The sequence below is a fragment of the Roseospira goensis genome (genome assembly GCF_014197795.1).
In the GTDB taxonomy this organism is placed as follows: Bacteria; Pseudomonadota; Alphaproteobacteria; order Rhodospirillales; family Rhodospirillaceae; genus Rhodospira; species Rhodospira goensis.
Window position 1 is genome coordinate 72,496 of the sequence record NZ_JACIGI010000010.1, and the last position, 16,404, is coordinate 88,899.

At 67.6% G+C, this 16,404-nt stretch carries 10 protein-coding genes; all 10 read right to left on the reverse strand.

Translation table 11 applies throughout. The annotated features are described in order from the left end of the window. Positions 1–4 precede the first annotated feature (4 nt). Positions 5–748 carry a 50S ribosomal protein L3 gene (rplC, locus tag GGD88_RS07830; protein WP_184433810.1) on the reverse strand — a complete coding sequence of 248 codons (744 nt, stop codon included), beginning with the start codon at positions 746–748 and terminating at the stop codon, positions 5–7. 200 nt (positions 749–948) lie between these two features. Continuing rightward, entirely contained in the window at positions 949–1,257 is a 309-nt protein-coding gene (rpsJ, locus tag GGD88_RS07835; RefSeq protein WP_184433970.1) for a 30S ribosomal protein S10, read from the reverse strand. 428 nt (positions 1,258–1,685) lie between these two features. After that, a complete protein-coding gene (gene tuf, locus GGD88_RS07840) occupies positions 1,686–2,876 on the reverse strand; it encodes an elongation factor Tu (protein WP_184433813.1) in 1,191 nt (396 codons plus the stop codon). A 108-nt stretch (positions 2,877–2,984) separates the two neighbouring features. Then, positions 2,985–5,063, reverse strand: a complete 2,079-nt coding sequence (fusA, locus tag GGD88_RS07845) for an elongation factor G (protein WP_184433816.1) — start codon at positions 5,061–5,063, stop codon at positions 2,985–2,987. A gap of 54 nt (positions 5,064–5,117) precedes the next feature. Further along, a complete protein-coding gene (gene rpsG, locus GGD88_RS07850; RefSeq protein ID WP_184433819.1) occupies positions 5,118–5,588 on the reverse strand; it encodes a 30S ribosomal protein S7 in 471 nt (156 codons plus the stop codon). Positions 5,589–5,600: 12 nt separating this feature from the next. Further along, positions 5,601–5,972, reverse strand: coding sequence for a 30S ribosomal protein S12 (gene rpsL, locus GGD88_RS07855; RefSeq protein ID WP_184044044.1), 372 nt, complete (start codon positions 5,970–5,972; stop codon positions 5,601–5,603). Positions 5,973–6,536: 564 nt separating this feature from the next. Further along, a complete protein-coding gene (gene rpoC / locus GGD88_RS07860; protein WP_184433822.1) occupies positions 6,537–10,754 on the reverse strand; it encodes a DNA-directed RNA polymerase subunit beta' in 4,218 nt (1,405 codons plus the stop codon). Between the two features lie 176 nt (positions 10,755–10,930). After that, positions 10,931–15,112, reverse strand: a complete 4,182-nt coding sequence (gene rpoB / locus GGD88_RS07865; RefSeq protein WP_184433825.1) for a DNA-directed RNA polymerase subunit beta — start codon at positions 15,110–15,112, stop codon at positions 10,931–10,933. Between the two features lie 268 nt (positions 15,113–15,380). Further along, a complete protein-coding gene (gene rplL / locus GGD88_RS07870; protein ID WP_184433828.1) occupies positions 15,381–15,764 on the reverse strand; it encodes a 50S ribosomal protein L7/L12 in 384 nt (127 codons plus the stop codon). A gap of 65 nt (positions 15,765–15,829) precedes the next feature. Next, entirely contained in the window at positions 15,830–16,357 is a 528-nt protein-coding gene (rplJ, locus tag GGD88_RS07875; RefSeq protein ID WP_184433831.1) for a 50S ribosomal protein L10, read from the reverse strand. Positions 16,358–16,404: the final 47 nt, after the last annotated feature.

Below are 16,404 nucleotides of genomic sequence, written 5' to 3' on the forward strand. Positions count from 1 at the left end.
ACTCTCAGCTCTCCTTGCCGGCGCCGTCGCCGTCACCGTCGGCGCCCGCGGCTTCGGCCGGGGCCTCGTCCGCCGCGGCCTTCACGCCGGCCGGCATCGGCACACCCTCGGGCAACGCCTTCTTGAGGGCATCCGAGATCTCGACCCAGCCGCCCTTGGCGCCGGGGACGGCGCCGCGCACCATCACGAGGCCGCGCTCGGCGTCGACATCGACCACCTTCAGGCTCTGCACCGTGACCCGCTCGAAGCCCAGGTGACCGGCCATCTTCTTGCCCTTGAACACCTTGCCGGGGTCCTGGCACTGGCCGGTGGAGCCGTGCGAGCGGTGCATGATCGACACACCGTGCGTCGCCTCCAGGCCGCGGAAGTTATGCCGCTTCATGGCACCCGCGAAGCCCTTACCGATGCTGGTGCCGACCACGTCGACATACTGCCCGGGCACGAAATGGGCCGCCGACAGCTCGGTGCCGGGCGCGACCAGACAGTCGTCGGACACCCGGAACTCCACGACATGCCGCTTGGGTTCCACCCGCGCCTTGGCGAAATGGCCGCGCATCGCCTTCGAGGTGTTCTTCACCTTGGCGCGGCCAGCGCCGAGCTGCACCGCCACGTAGCCGTCCGTCTCGCGCGTGCGGTTGGCCACCACGTGGCACTCCTCCACCCGCAGCACGGTGACCGGAACGTGGACGCCCTCGGCATCAAACAGTCGGGTCATGCCGACCTTCTGCGCTATCAGACCGGAACGCATCGTCCTTTATCCTCAAATCCTTGGACCCGACCCCGGAGCCGGCCCGCCGGGCCGGTCCTGACGGACCGCATCGCGTGATCGCACACCGGACCGCGACGGCCTGCCGGATGCCGGCCGCGCGCCGCACCCCGGTCGTCCCGTCGCGCCGGACGGTCCCCGCCGACCCGCGCCCGTGGGCCGGCCGGCGGCGCCGCCGTCGCCTAGAGCTTGATCTCCACGTCCACGCCGGCCGCCAGATCCAGCTTCATCAGCGCGTCCACGGTCTGCGGCGTCGGATCGACGATATCCAGCAGACGCTTGTGGGTCCGGATCTCGAACTGCTCGCGCGACTTCTTGTCGATGTGCGGCGACCGGTTGAGCGTGAACTTTTCGATCCGCGTGGGCAGGGGGATCGGCCCGCGCACCTGCGCGCCGGTCCGCTTGGCCGTGCCGACGATCTCGCGCGTGGACTGGTCCAGCACGCGGTGATCGAACGCCTTGAGGCGAATGCGGATATTCTGACTGTCCATCATGGCCATGCTCTGACCCAATCCTGTGCAATCCAGCGTCAATCTGCGATCCGCCCCGTGTCCCCGCCGGCCAGGCCGACGGTTGCGAAGCGGTGGGGCCCGACGCACGGCCGGGAGATCCCGTGTCCGGCGCCTTCCCGTGACCCCCCGGGGGTTCGCCGAACCAACGTCGAAAAAAGAACACCAAAAGAGACCGCAGCGGCTGTCTTTCGGGGCTCCCCCGCATCACCCGGCCCGGCGCGGGGTCCGCCGGCCCGGATGCCCGCCCGGCCGAGCCCGGACGCCACCCATCCCCGACCGCTTCCGGCCGGAGGAAGACGCGGACGGGTCCGGCGGCCGAAAGGCCGATCCCCCGGACCCGATCCGTGCCCGAACACCCTGCCCGCCCGGGGCGCGCCGCGGGGGCGGCGCCGGGCGGGACCTGGAGACTACTCCAGGATGTTGGCGACCACGCCGGCGCCGACGGTGCGCCCGCCCTCGCGGATCGCGAACCGCAGGCCCTCGTCCATCGCGATCGGCGCGATCAGGTTGACCGTCATCGCGATGTTGTCGCCCGGCATCACCATCTCGGTGCCCTCGGGCAGCTCGATCGTCCCGGTCACGTCCGTGGTCCGGAAGTAGAACTGCGGCCGGTAGTTCGAGAAGAACGGCGTGTGACGACCGCCCTCTTCCTTGGTCAGGATGTAGCACTCGCACTTGAACTTGGTGTGCGGCGTGATCGTCCCCGGCTTCGCCAGAACCTGACCGCGCTCCACGTCGTCGCGCTTCGTGCCCCGCAGCAGCGCCCCGATGTTGTCACCGGCCTCGCCCTGGTCCAGCAGCTTGCGGAACATCTCAACCCCGGTGCAGGTCGTCTTCACCGTGTCCTTCAGGCCCACGATCTCGACTTCCTCGCCGACCTTGATCACGCCCCGCTCCACGCGGCCCGTCACCACCGTCCCGCGCCCCGAGATCGAGAACACGTCCTCGATCGGCATCAGGAACGGCTGGTCCTTCGGACGCTCCGGCTGCGGCACGTAGCTGTCCACCGCCTTCATCAGTTCGATGATCGACTCCCGGCCGATCTTCGCGTCGCCATCCTCCAGCGCCGCCAGCGCCGAGCCCTTGACGATCGGGATGTCGTCCCCCGGGAAGTCGTACGACGACAGCAGCTCGCGAACCTCAAGCTCCACAAGCTCCAGAAGCTCCTCGTCGTCCACCTGGTCGACCTTGTTCATGTACACGACCAGCGCCGGAACACCCACCTGACGCGCCAGAAGAATGTGCTCGCGCGTCTGCGGCATCGGACCGTCCGCCGCCGACACAACCAGGATCGCGCCGTCCATCTGCGCCGCACCCGTGATCATGTTCTTCACGTAGTCGGCGTGACCCGGGCAGTCCACGTGCGCGTAATGCCGGTTCTCCGTCGTGTACTCCACGTGCGCCGTCGAGATCGTGATCCCGCGCGCCTTCTCTTCCGGCGCCTTGTCGATCATGTCGTAGGCCGAGAACGTCGCCCCGCCCGTCTCCGCCAAGACTTTCGTGATCGCCGCCGTCAGCGTCGTCTTGCCGTGGTCAACGTGCCCAATCGTCCCCACGTTGCAGTGCGGCTTGCTGCGGTCAAACTTTTCCTTCGCCATTCTCTCTGGTCTCCGTTCGCACGGTCGGGTTGGAGGGTCTGGACTCGTACTCGCCCGGTCGCGGCGGGCCGCCGATGCGCGGCCGCCGCCGGCGGCCGTCCCGCGGCCCTAGCCCGCCATCTTGGCCTTGATTTCCTCGGACACGTTGTTCGGCACCTCGGCGTAGCTGTCGAAGTGCATGGTGTACTGGGCGCGGCCCTGACTCATCGACCGCAACGTGTTGACGTAGCCGAACATGTTGGCCAGCGGCACCTGGGCGGAGACGACCCGCGCGTTGCCGCGCTGGTCCATGCCGGAGACGTTGCCGCGCCGGCTGTTCAGGTCCCCGATGATATCGCCCATGTACTCCTCGGGCGTGACCACCTCGACCTTCATCATCGGCTCCAGCAGCTTCGGCCCTGCCTTGGGCATGCCGTCGCGGAAGGCCGCGCGCGAGGCGATTTCGAACGCCATGACGCTGGAGTCCACGTCGTGATAGGCGCCGTCAACCAGGGTGGCCTTGAAGTCCGTGCACGGGAAGCCAACGATCACGCCGTTGTCGATGCTCGACCGCAGCCCCTTCTCGACACCCGGCACGTACTCCTTCGGCACCGTGCCGCCGACGATGGTGCTCGCGAACTCGAAGCCGGAGCCCGGCTCCAGCGGTTCGAACTTGATGACCACGCGCGCGAACTGGCCGGAGCCGCCGCTCTGCTTCTTGTGCGTGTAGTCCACCGTATACGGCTTGGAGATCGTCTCGCGGTAGGCCACCTGCGGGGCCCCCACGTTGGCATCGACCTTGAATTCCCGCTTCAGGCGGTCGACGATGATCTCCAGGTGCAGCTCGCCCATGCCCTTGATGACCGTCTGCCCACTCTCGACGTCGGTGGAGACGCGGAACGACGGATCCTCGGCGGCCAGACGCGCCAGCGCCATGCCCATCTTCTCCATGTCCGCCTTGGTGCGCGGCTCCACCGCGACCTCGATCACCGGGTCGGGGAATTCCATGCGCTCCAGGACGACCGGCTTGGCGGGGTCGCACAGCGTGTCGCCGGTGGTGGTCTCCTTCAGTCCGACCAGGGCCACGATGTCACCGGCCGACGCCCACTTGATCTCTTCACGGTTGTTGGAGTGCATCAGCAGCATGCGGCCGATGCGCTCGCGCTTGTTCTTCACCGTGTTCAGGACGTAGGAGCCACTCTCCAGCACACCGGAGTAGATGCGCGCGAAGGTCAGCGAGCCGACGAACGGGTCGTTCATGATCTTGAACGCCAGGGCCGAGAACGGCTCCTTGTCGTCGGCCTTGCGCTCCACCTGGTCCTCGCTGTCCGGCAGCACGCCCTTGATGGCCGGCACGTCGAACGGCGACGGCATGAAATCGACCACCGCATCCAGCAGGGTCTGCACGCCCTTGTTCTTGAACGCCGACCCGCACAGCACCGGCACGAAGCTGCGGCTGATGGTGCCCTTGCGGATACAGGCCTTCAGCGTGTCCTCGTCGGGCTCGTTGCCCTCCAGGTACGCCTCCATGGCGTCGTCGTCGACCTCGACCGCGGTCTCCACCAGAGCCTCGCGCAGCTCCTGCGCCTTCTCCTGAAGGTCGGCCGGGATGTCGAGGTAGTCGAACTTCGCTCCCAGGGACTCGCCCTGCCAGATCACGGCCTTCATCTTGACGAGGTCGACCACGCCGGCGAAGTCGCTTTCGCTGCCGATCGGCATGTTCAGCACCAGCGGCCGCGCCCCGAGCCGATCGACAATCATGTCGACGCAGCGATAGAAGTCGGCCCCCAGGCGGTCCATCTTGTTGACGAAGCACATCCGCGGCACGCCGTACTTGTCGGCCTGGCGCCACACCGTCTCGGACTGCGGCTCGACCCCGGCCACGGAGTCGAACACCGCCACGGCGCCGTCGAGCACGCGCAGCGAGCGCTCCACCTCAATGGTGAAGTCGACGTGACCCGGGGTGTCGATGATGTTGACGCGATGGTCCTTCCAGAACGCGGTGGTCGCGGCCGACGTGATCGTGATGCCGCGCTCCTGCTCCTGCTCCATCCAGTCCATGGTGGCGGCGCCGTCGTGCACCTCGCCGATCTTGTGCGACTTGCCCGTGTAGTACAGGATTCGCTCGGTCGTCGTGGTCTTGCCGGCATCAATGTGCGCCATGATCCCGATGTTTCGGTAGCGCTCGATCGGGGTCTCGCGTTTCATGTCAGCTTCCTCGCGGGCCTGGACGGTGTGGGGCGCGGTGTCGCGTCGAAGGGGTTACCAGCGGTAATGGGAGAAGGCCTTGTTGGCCTCAGCCATACGGTGGGTATCTTCGCGCTTCTTGACGGCGCCACCGCGGTTGTTCGACGCATCCAGGAACTCGCCGGAGAGACGGTCGACCATGGTGGTCTCGGAGCGCTTGCGCGCGAAATCAATGATCCAGCGCAGCGCCAGGGCCTGGCGACGCTCGGGCCGCACCTCCACCGGCACCTGGTAGGTCGCGCCGCCGACCCGGCGGGAGCGCACCTCAAGGGCCGGCTTCACGTTATCGACGGCATCGTGGAACACCTTGACCGGATCATTGCTGGTACGGGCCGCGATCTTGTCCAAGGCACCGTAGACGATGCGCTCGGCGACCGACTTCTTGCCTTCCAGCATGACGGCGTTGATGAACTTGGCGACGACCTTGTCGCCATACTTGGCGTCCGGCAGGACTTCGCGCTTGATGGCGGCACGACGACGGGACATCCGGGCTTCTCCTTACTTGGGACGCTTGGCGCCGTACTTCGACCGGCGCTGACGACGATCCTTCACCCCCTGGGTGTCCAGGGTGCCGCGGATAATGTGGTAGCGCACGCCCGGCAGGTCCTTCACACGGCCGCCACGGATCATCACCACCGAGTGCTCCTGGAGGTTATGCCCCTCGCCGGGAATGTAGGAGGTGACCTCGAAGCCGTTGGTCAGACGCACGCGCGCCACCTTCCGGAGGGCCGAGTTCGGCTTCTTCGGCGTGGTGGTGTAGACGCGCGTGCACACGCCGCGCTTCTGCGGGCAGGCCTGCATGGCCGGCACCTTGTTTCGTTTGACCTGCGGCGTCCGCGGCTTGCGGATCAGCTGGTTGATCGTCGGCATCCAACAACCGTCCCTATGTGTCTCGCGTCTCTGTCTCGCGTCATGCGCCTCGCGCCTGACCGTCGGCTCCACAGCGGAGCCCGCGCACCGGCCCGAGCGATCCCCCGAACCCGCGCCCCCAAGGCAAACACGACGCGCCCCAAGCGGACGCGTCGGTACAAAAGAACCCCGCGGGCCCCCTGGTCGAGGGCCCCGAGTCGAGGGGGGAGGCCGTCGGGCCTGGTCATGAGTCGGGCCCAGACGCGCACGGCAGCGCGGGTTCAAAGCGCGCGCCAGCGCCTCGGGAGCGCGCATACTATGCATCGGCCCCTACCCCGTCAAGCCCGACGGGGGAAAAACCGTGCACCACCAACCCGGTTCCCGCCGGCACCGACGGCCGGCGCGGCCGTCGGTGGCCATCCGGCCCGCGACCGCCGCCCCGTCGGCGGAAAAAACCGGCCCCGGTCGCCCGCCGCGGCCGCCCCCGCGCCGTGCGCGGCCCGCCGCCCACCCGCTTTACCGGCGGGCCGCGGGCGACTCGACGGCGCGCGCAGGCGGAGTCGCCCGCCCGCGGGTGCGCCCGGATCAGTCCTCGCCGCCGCCCGGACCGGGCTCGCCCGGCGCCGGATGCGGCGCGGCCTCCGTCGGCAGCGGCACCACGGTGCCCTCGCCTTCGGCCTCGCCCTCGTCCTCGTGCATCGCCAGCGCCATGGCGCGGTCGCGATCGGCCGCGATCTGGCGGTAGCGGTTCATGGTCGAGCCGGTCCCGGCCGGGATCAGGCGGCCCACGATGACGTTCTCCTTCAGGCCCACCAGCGAATCGCGCTTGCCGGCCGTGGCCGCCTCGGTGAGCACCCGGGTGGTCTCCTGGAAGGAGGCGGCCGAGATGAAGGAATGCGTCTGCAAGGACGCCTTGGTGATGCCCTGCAGCACCGGGTCGGCCACCGCCGCCCGGCCGCCATCCTTGATGGTCTTCTCGTTCTCGGCGGCGAACTCCATGCGGTCCACCAGCTCGCCGACCAGCAAGGTGGTGTCGCCCGGCTCGCGGACCTCCACCTTCTGGAGCATCTGGCGGATGATGACCTCGATGTGCTTGTCGTTGATCTTCACGCCCTGGAGTCGATAGACGTCCTGGATCTCCTTGATGAGGTAGTCCGCCAGCGCCTCCACACCCAGCACCCGCAGAATGTCGTGCGGCACCGGGTTGCCGTCCATCAGCGGGTCGCCCTTGCGGACGTAGTCGCCCTCCTGAACGGTGACGTGCTTGCCCTTGGGCAGCAGGTACTCCATCTCGGTGCCGTCCTCGGCCACCACCAGAATGCGCCGCTTGGACTTGTAGTCCTTGCCGAACTCCACCCGGCCGTCGATCTCGGCGATGACGGCGTGGTCCTTGGGCTTGCGGGCCTCGAACAGCTCAGCCACGCGCGGCAGACCGCCGGTGATGTCGCGCGTCTTGGAGCCCTCGCGCGGGATACGCGCCAGCACCTCGCCGGCCTTCACCCGCTGGCCCGGCTCCACCGACAGGATGGCGTCCACCGACATGAAGTAGCGCGCCTCCAGGCCGTTCTCGAGCGTGATGATCTCGCCCTGCTCGTCGCGCAGCGTGATGCGCGGCTTGAGGTCGCCGGACCGCGGCTGCGAGCGCCAGTCGATCACCACCCGCGACGAGATGCCGGTGGCCTCGTCGGTGACCTCGCGCATCGACACGTTGTCGATCAGGTCGACGTAGTGCGCGATGCCCTCCTTCTCGGTCACGATCGGCAGGGTGTACGGATCCCATTCCGCCAGGCGCGTGCCCTTCTCGATCTTCTGACCCTCGTCAACCAGAAGCCGGGCACCGTAGGGGATGCGATGGCGGGCCTTCTCGCGGCCCAGTTCGTCGGTCAGCACGACCTCCAGGTTGCGGGCCATGACGACGAGCACGTCGCCCTCGCCCACCACCACCTGGCGGTTCTCGATCCGCACAATGGCGTCGAAGGCCGCCTCGACACTCGACTGCTCGGCCCCGCGCTGGGCGGCGCCGCCGATGTGGAAGGTCCGCATCGTGAGCTGGGTGCCCGGTTCGCCGATCGACTGGGCTGCGATCACACCGACCGACTCGCCGTCGTTCACCGGCGTGCCGCGGGCCAGGTCGCGCCCGTAGCACTTGGCGCAGATGCCGCGCTCGGCCTCGCAGGTCAGCACCGAGCGGATGCGAACCTGCTCGACGCCGGCCAGTTCCAGCTTCTCGACGTCGGCTTCCTCGATCAGGTGGTTGCGCGCCAGCAGCAGGCCGCCGTTGTTGTCCAGCACCTCCTCGGCCGTGGTGCGGCCCAGCACGCGCTCGCCCAGCGAGACGATGATCTCGCCACCGTCCACCACCGGGTTGACGGTAATGCCCTCGGTGGTGCCGCAGTCCGGCTCGCAGATGATGGCGTCCTGCGCGACGTCGACGAGACGGCGCGTCAGGTAGCCGGAGTTCGCGGTCTTCAAGGCGGTGTCGGCCAGACCCTTACGCGCGCCGTGGGTGGAGTTGAAGTACTCCAGCACGGTCAGGCCTTCCTTGAAGTTCGACACGATCGGCGTCTCGATGATCGAGCCGTCCGGCTTGGCCATCAGGCCGCGCATCCCGGCGAGCTGCTTCATCTGCGCGGGCGAGCCTCGGGCGCCGGAATGCGCCATCATGTAGACGCTGTTGATCGGCTTGCCGGGCTCGATCTTGGCGATCTCCTTCATCATCTCGTCGGCGACCCGGTCGGTGCAGTGCGCCCACGCGTCGATGACCTTGTTGTACTTCTCGCCCTGGGTGATGAGGCCTTCCAGATACTGGTGTTCGAATTCCTTCACCTGGGCCTCGGTCTCCGCCACCAGGTGCTCCTTGGTGGCCGGGATCACCAGATCGTCCTTGCCGAAGGAGATGCCGGCACGCGCCGCCTGCCCGTAGCCCAGGGACATCATGCGGTCACAGAATATCACCGTCTCCTTCTGACCGCAGTGGCGGTAGACAATGTCGATGACGTCCTGAAGATCCTTCTTCCGCAGCAGGCGGTTGATGGTCGAGAACGGCACGTTCTTGTCGCGCGGCAGCAGCTCGTAGATGCGCAGGCGGCCCGGCGTGGTCTCCACCACCCGCGACACCGGCGCCCCGGTCTCGTCCACGGTGTCGATGCGGCACTTGACCCGGGCGTGCAGCGCCACGCGGCCGTGGAACAGGGCGTGTTCGACCTCCTGCACGTCGCCGAACACCATGCCCTCGCCGGCCTCGCCCTCGCGCTCCATCGACATGTAGTACAGGCCCAGGACGATATCCTGCGTCGGCACGATGATCGGCTTGCCGTTGGCCGGGCTGAGGATGTTGTTGGTCGACATCATCAGCACGCGGGCCTCAAGCTGCGCCTCCAGCGAGAGCGGCACGTGCACGGCCATCTGGTCGCCGTCGAAGTCGGCGTTGAAGGCGGTGCAGACCAGCGGATGGAGCTGGATCGCCTTGCCCTCGATCAGCACCGGTTCGAACGCCTGGATCCCCAGGCGGTGCAGCGTGGGGGCGCGGTTGAGCATCACCGGGTGCTCGCGGATCACCTCTTCGAGGATGTCCCACACCTCGGGCCGCTCCTTCTCCACCATGCGCTTGGCGGCCTTGATGGTGGTGGCGTAGCCGTACAGCTCCAGCTTCGAGTAGACGAAGGGCTTGAACAGCTCCAGCGCCATCTTCTTCGGCAACCCGCACTGGTGCAGCTTCAGTTCCGGTCCGACCACGATGACCGAGCGGCCCGAGTAGTCCACGCGCTTGCCCAGCAGGTTCTGGCGGAACCGACCCTGCTTGCCCTTCAGCATGTCGGACAGCGACTTCAGCGGGCGCTTGTTGGCGCCCGTGATGGCGCGGCCGCGCCGGCCGTTGTCGAACAGCGCGTCGACCGACTCCTGCAGCATCCGCTTCTCGTTGCGGATGATGATGTCGGGCGCGCGCAGTTCGATCAGCCGCTTCAGGCGGTTGTTGCGGTTGATGACGCGGCGGTACAGATCGTTGAGGTCGGAGGTCGCGAAGCGGCCGCCGTCGAGCGGCACCAGCGGGCGCAGCTCGGGCGGGATCACCGGCACCACGTCCAGGATCATCCACTCGGGCCGGGTGTCCGACTCCATGAACGCCTCGACCAGCTTGAGGCGCTTGACCAGTTTCTTGCGCTTGGCCTCGGAGTTGGTCTCCTTCAGCTCGAAGCGCATGTCGTCGCGCAGGGCTTCCAGGTCGATGGCCGACAGCATCTCCTTGAGCGCCTCGGCGCCGATGCCGGCGTGGAAGCTGTCCTCGCCGTAGTCCTCACAGGCACGCTGGTACGCCTCCTCACTCAGCAGTTCGTTCTGCTTGAGCGGGGTCATGCCCGGTTCGATGACCACGTAGTTCTCGAAGTACAGGACCCGCTCCAGGTCCTTCAACGTCATGTCGACCAAGAGGCCGATGCGGCTCGGCAGCGACTTCAGGAACCAGATGTGCGCGACCGGCGCGGCGAGCTGGATGTGCCCCATGCGCTCACGCCGCACCTTCGACAGCGTGACCTCGACACCGCACTTCTCGCAGATGATGCCGCGATACTTCATGCGCTTGTACTTGCCGCACAAGCACTCGTAATCCTTGATGGGGCCGAAGATCCGGGCGCAGAACAGGCCGTCCCGCTCCGGCTTGAAGGTACGATAGTTGATCGTCTCCGGCTTCTTGATCTCGCCATAGGACCACGACAGCACCTTGTCGGGGCTCGCAATCGAGATCTTGATCTGGTCAAACGACTGCGTGCCGGTGACCTGACCGAAGATTTTGGTCAACTCATTCATGATCATCTCTCCGCCGGTTCGCGGGGGACGGCAGGCCCCGGGGCGCCGTCCGGAAATCGTCGCGGACTATCGTCGTCGCTCGCGCATCATCGCTTGCGGCATATGGGGTGCGGCCGCCGCCACCGGAACCCGCCACCGGAATCCGGCCGCGGCCGCAGCCCGTCATCGACCCGCCGTCAGGGCGTCGACTGGTCCATTTCCACGTCCAGGCCCAGCGAGCGCATCTCCTTCACCAGCACGTTGAAGGATTCGGGGATGCCGGCCTCGAAGGCGTCGTCGCCGCGCACGATGGCCTCGTAGACCTTGGTGCGGCCGGCCACGTCGTCCGACTTGACGGTCAGCATTTCCTGGAGCGTGTAGGCGGCGCCGTACGCCTCCAGCGCCCACACCTCCATCTCGCCGAAGCGTTGGCCGCCGAACTGCGCCTTGCCGCCCAGCGGCTGCTGGGTGACCAGCGAGTACGGCCCGATGGACCGGGCGTGGATCTTGTCGTCCACCAGGTGGTGCAGCTTCAGCATATAGATGTAGCCCACCGTCACCTGGCGGTCGAACGGCTCGCCCGTGCGCCCGTCGTGCAGCGTCACCTGGCCCGAGGCGTGCAGGCCGGCCTTCTCCAGCATGGTCACGATATCGGCCTCGCGCGCGCCGTCGAACACCGGGGTGGCGATCGGCACACCGCTGCGCAGGTTGTCGCCCATCTCCAGCAGGTCGGACTCGTCCAGGTCGGCGATCGCCTCCTGATACTCGGCCGGCCCGTAGACGTCCTCCAGCCGCGCCCGCAGCGCCGCGCTGTCGTTCATGCCCCGGCGGATGCCCTCCAGCAGTTCGTTGACCTGCTGGCCCAGGCCGCGGCAGGCCCAGCCCAGGTGGGTCTCCAGGATCTGGCCGACGTTCATGCGCGACGGCACGCCCAGCGGGTTCAGCACGATGTCCACCGCCGTGCCGTCCTCCAGGTAGGGCATATCCTCGATCGGATTGATCTTGGAAATCACGCCCTTGTTGCCGTGACGCCCGGCCATCTTGTCGCCGGGCTGCAGCTTGCGCTTCACCGCGACGAACACCTTGACCATCTTGAGCACGCCCGGCGGCAGTTCGTCACCGCGCTGGAGCTTCTCGACCTTGTCGTCGAAGCGGGCGTGGATGCGCTCGATGCTCTCTTCGAAGGTCTTCTTGCGGGCCTCCACCTCGGCCATGACGGTATCGTCGTCGACGGCGATCTGGCGCCACTGGCCCGGCGTGAACTGGCCCAGCAGCTCTTCGGTGACCGCCACGCCGGCCTTCATGCCGCGCGGCCCCGAGACCACCGTCTTGCCGAGCAGGATCTCCTTGAGCTGGGCCGAGAAGCTGCCTTCCAGGATGGCCTTCTCGTCGTCGCGGTCCTTGGCCAGGCGCTCGATCTCGGACCGCTCGATGGCGAGCGCGCGTTCGTCCTTGTCGACACCGCGGCGGTTGAACACGCGCACCTCGACCACCGTGCCCGTCACCCCCGGCGGCACCCGCAGGGAGGTATCGCGCACGTCGGACGCCTTTTCGCCGAAGATGGCGCGCAGCAGCTTCTCCTCCGGCGTCATCGGGCTTTCGCCCTTCGGCGTGACCTTGCCGACCAGAATGTCGCCGGCCTGCACCTCGGCGCCGATGTAGACGATGCCGGCCTCGTCGAGGTTCTTCAGCGCCTCCTCACCCACGTTGGGGATGTCGCGCGTGATCTCCTCCTGACCCAGCTTGGTGTCGCGCGCCATGACCTCGAACTCCTCGATGTGGATCGAGGTGAAGACGTCATCGCGCACGATGCGCTCGGAGATCAGGATGGAGTCCTCGAAGTTGTAGCCGTTCCAGGGCATGAACGCGACCAGCACGTTGCGCCCCAGCGCCAGTTCGCCCAGGTCGGTGGACGGGCCATCGGCGATGATGTCGCCCTTGACCACGATGTCGCCCACCTTCACCAGCGGGCGCTGGTTGATGCAGGTGTTCTGGTTCGAGCGCTGGAACTTGCGCAGCCGGTAGATATCCACGCCGGAGGCGGTGGCATCGGTCTCCTCGGTGGCCCGGACCACGATGCGGGTGGCGTCCACCTGCTGCACGCGCCCGGTGCGCCGGGCCACGATGGTGGCGCCGGAATCGCGCGCCACCGCCGACTCCATGCCGGTGCCGACGAACGGCGCCTCGGCGCGCACCAGCGGCACCGCCTGGCGCTGCATGTTCGAGCCCATCAGCGCGCGGTTGGCGTCGTCGTTCTCCAGGAACGGAATCAGCGCCGCGGCCACCGAGACGAGCTGTTTCGGCGAGACGTCGATCAGGTCCACCTTGGAGGGGTCGACCAGCTCGTAGTCGCCGGCGTGACGCGCGCTGACCAGGTCGGAGACGAAGCGGCCGTTCTCGTCCAGCTCGGCGTTGGCCTGGGCGACGGTGTGCTTGCCCTCCTCCATCGCCGACATGTAGAGGACCTCGTCGGTCACCTGGCCGTCCACCACGCGCCGGTACGGGCTCTCGATGAAGCCGTACTGGTTCACCCGCGCGAAGGTCGCCAGGCTGTTGATGAGGCCGATGTTCGGGCCTTCCGGCGTCTCGATCGGGCAGATGCGGCCGTAGTGCGTGGGGTGCACGTCGCGCACCTCGAAGCCGGCGCGCTCACGCGTCAGGCCCCCCGGACCCAGCGCCGACAGGCGGCGCTTGTGCGTCACCTCGGACAGCGGGTTGGTCTGGTCCATGAACTGCGAAAGCTGCGACGAGCCGAAGAACTCGCGCACCGCCGCCGCCGCCGGCTTGGCGTTGATGAGGTCGTGCGGCATCACGGTGTCGATGTCCACGGCGCTCATGCGCTCGCGGATCGCCCGCTCCATGCGCAGCAGGCCGACCCGGTACTGGTTCTCCATCAGCTCGCCGACCGAGCGCACGCGCCGATTGCCCAGGTGGTCGATGTCGTCCACCTCGCCGCGGCCGTCCTTCATCTCGACCAGGAGCTTGATGATGGAGAGGATATCGGCCTTGCGAAGCACGCGCACGTGGTCCGGCACGTCATCGTTGCTGAAGCCCAGGCGCGCGTTCATCTTGACGCGGCCCACGGCGGACAGGTCGTAGCGCTCGGAGTCGAAGAACAGGCCCTTGAACAGCGCGTCGGCGGTCTCCAGGGTCGGCGGCTCGCCCGGCCGCATGACCCGGTAGATGTCGATCAACGCCTCTTCGCGCGACGTGTTCTTGTCGACCGACAGCGTGTTGCGGATGTACGGCCCGACGTTGACGTGGTCGATGTGCAGGACCTTCAACTCGGTCACACCGGCCTTCTCCATCTCGGCCAGCATGTCCTCGGTCAGCTCCTCGCCGGCCTCGGCGAAGACCTCCCCGGTCTCCTCGTTGATCATGTCCTCGGCGGCGTAGCGCCCGGCCAGCTCCTCGGGGAACACCCGCTGGCTGGTCATGCCCTCCTCGGCCAGCTTGCGCGCCGAGCGCGGCGTGACCTTGGCGCCGGCCTCCATCTTGACCTCGCCGGTGTCGGCATCGACCAGATCGTAGTTCAGCTTGACGCCGCGCATGCGGTCGGGATCGAAGGGGATCTTCCAGCCCTTCTCGTCGCGCGCGAACGTCAGCGTGTCATAGAAGTAGTTCAGGATCTCCTCGGCGGTCATGCCCTGGACCTCGAACGGGTCCACGGGCTTGCCGGCCTCCGCGCGCTGGGCGCGCAGGCGTTCGGTGGCCAGGCCCTCCAGGGCGTACAGCAGCGTCGTCACCGGCAGCTTGCGGCGCCGGTCGATGCGCACGTAGACGAGATCCTTGGCGTCGAACTCGAAATCGAGCCACGAGCCGCGGTACGGGATGACCCGGGCCGCGAACAGATACTTGCCCGACGAGTGCGTCTTGCCCTTGTCGTGATCGAAGAACACGCCCGGCGAGCGGTGCATCTGCGAGACGATGACGCGCTCGGTGCCGTTGATGATGAAGGTGCCGTTGGACGTCATGAGCGGCATGTCGCCCATGTAGACGTCCTGCTCCTTGATGTCGCGAATCGAGCGCGCGCCGGTCTCCTCGTCCACGTCCCAGACCAGCAGGCGCAGGGTGACCTTGAGCGGCGCGGCATAGGTCATGCCGCGTTGCTGGCATTCGTCGACATCGTACTTAGGCGTCTCCAGGTCGTAGGAGACGAACTCCAGTTCCCCCTTGCCGGCGAAGTCCCGGATCGGGAACACGGACTTCAACACCTCCTGGAGGCCGCTGTCGGTGCGTGCCTCGGGGCGGATGCCCACTTGCAGGAACTGATCGTAGCTGCTCTTCTGCACCTCGATCAGGTTGGGCATGGGGGCCACGGTGGAGATGCGCCCGAAGTCCTTGCGGACCCGCCTCCGACTTGTCAACGACTTGGTCATTGCCGCTCCTTACCTGCTGTCCTGCCTGCGCCACCCCTGTGCGGCCGTGACCCTGGCCACGCCGCGTCCGCCATCGTACCCTGCGGACCGCCCGGCGGCGGCGGCCCGTGCCCCCCGATCGTCTGTCCGGACGCCCGCCGCCACCGGCCACGGCGCATCCGGATCGCCCCGTCCTGCAGCGGAGCCCGCAACGCCCGAAAGCCGGGGGGACTGCCGTCGTCCCCCCGGCCCGGCGGTGCTGTGTCGGACGTGTCCGCCCGTGCGGTCCTTACTTGACCTCGACGGTGGCGCCCGCGTCCTCAAGCTTCTTCTTCATCTCCGCGGCCTCATCCTTGGTGACCGCTTCCTTCACCGGCTTCGGCGCGCCCTCGACCAGTTCCTTGGCCTCCTTCAGGCCCAGGCCGGTGATGGCGCGGACTTCCTTGATGACGTTGATCTTCTTGTCACCGGCCGAGACCAGGATGACGTCGAACTCGGTCTTCTCTTCCTCGGCCGCGGCCGCCTCGCCGCCGCCCGCCGGCATGGCGCCGGCCACCGCCACCGGGGCCGCCGCCGACACGCCCCACTTCTCCTCGAGCATCTTGGACAGCTCGGCGGCTTCCAGGACGGTCAGGGCGGACAGGTCTTCGACCAGCTTTTCCAGATCGGCCATTCTACAACACTCCTCGTCGGATCGACTTGAACAGGGTTCGGTCTAGGGGATGGGGATCGCGGCGATCACGCCGCCTCGCCCTGGGATTCGGCATCGGCATGGGCCTTGAGCACCCGGGCCAGCTGACCGGCCGGCGCCTGCGTGACGCTGGCCACCCGCTGCGCGGGCGTGGTGATCAGGCCGGCGAGCTGCGCCCGCAGCTCGTCCAGCGACGGCAGCTTCGCCAGGTTGCCGACGCCCTCGGCGTCGAGCACCTTGCCCTGCATGGCGCCGCCCAGGATGACCAGCTTGTCGTTGGTCTTGGCGAACTCCACGCAGGCCTTGGCCGCCGCCACCGGATCCGCCGACGTGGCAATCGCCGTCGGGCCGGTGAACAGGTCGCTCAGACCCTCGAACTCCGTACCGTCCAGAGCGAGTCGGGTGAGCCGGTTCTTGGTGACCTGGAACCGGGCCCCCACCTCACGCACCTTGCGCCGGAGCGTCTCCATCTGTGCCACCGTCAGACCCTGGTAGTGGGTGACGATGCAGACGGCCGACTCTCCGAACTCGGCCTGCAGGCGGGACACGAGTTCCTTCTTTTCGTCTCGGTTCACGTCCGTCTCCGCTGACTGGGTCCGCGGCCCGGACCGGCCATCGGCCG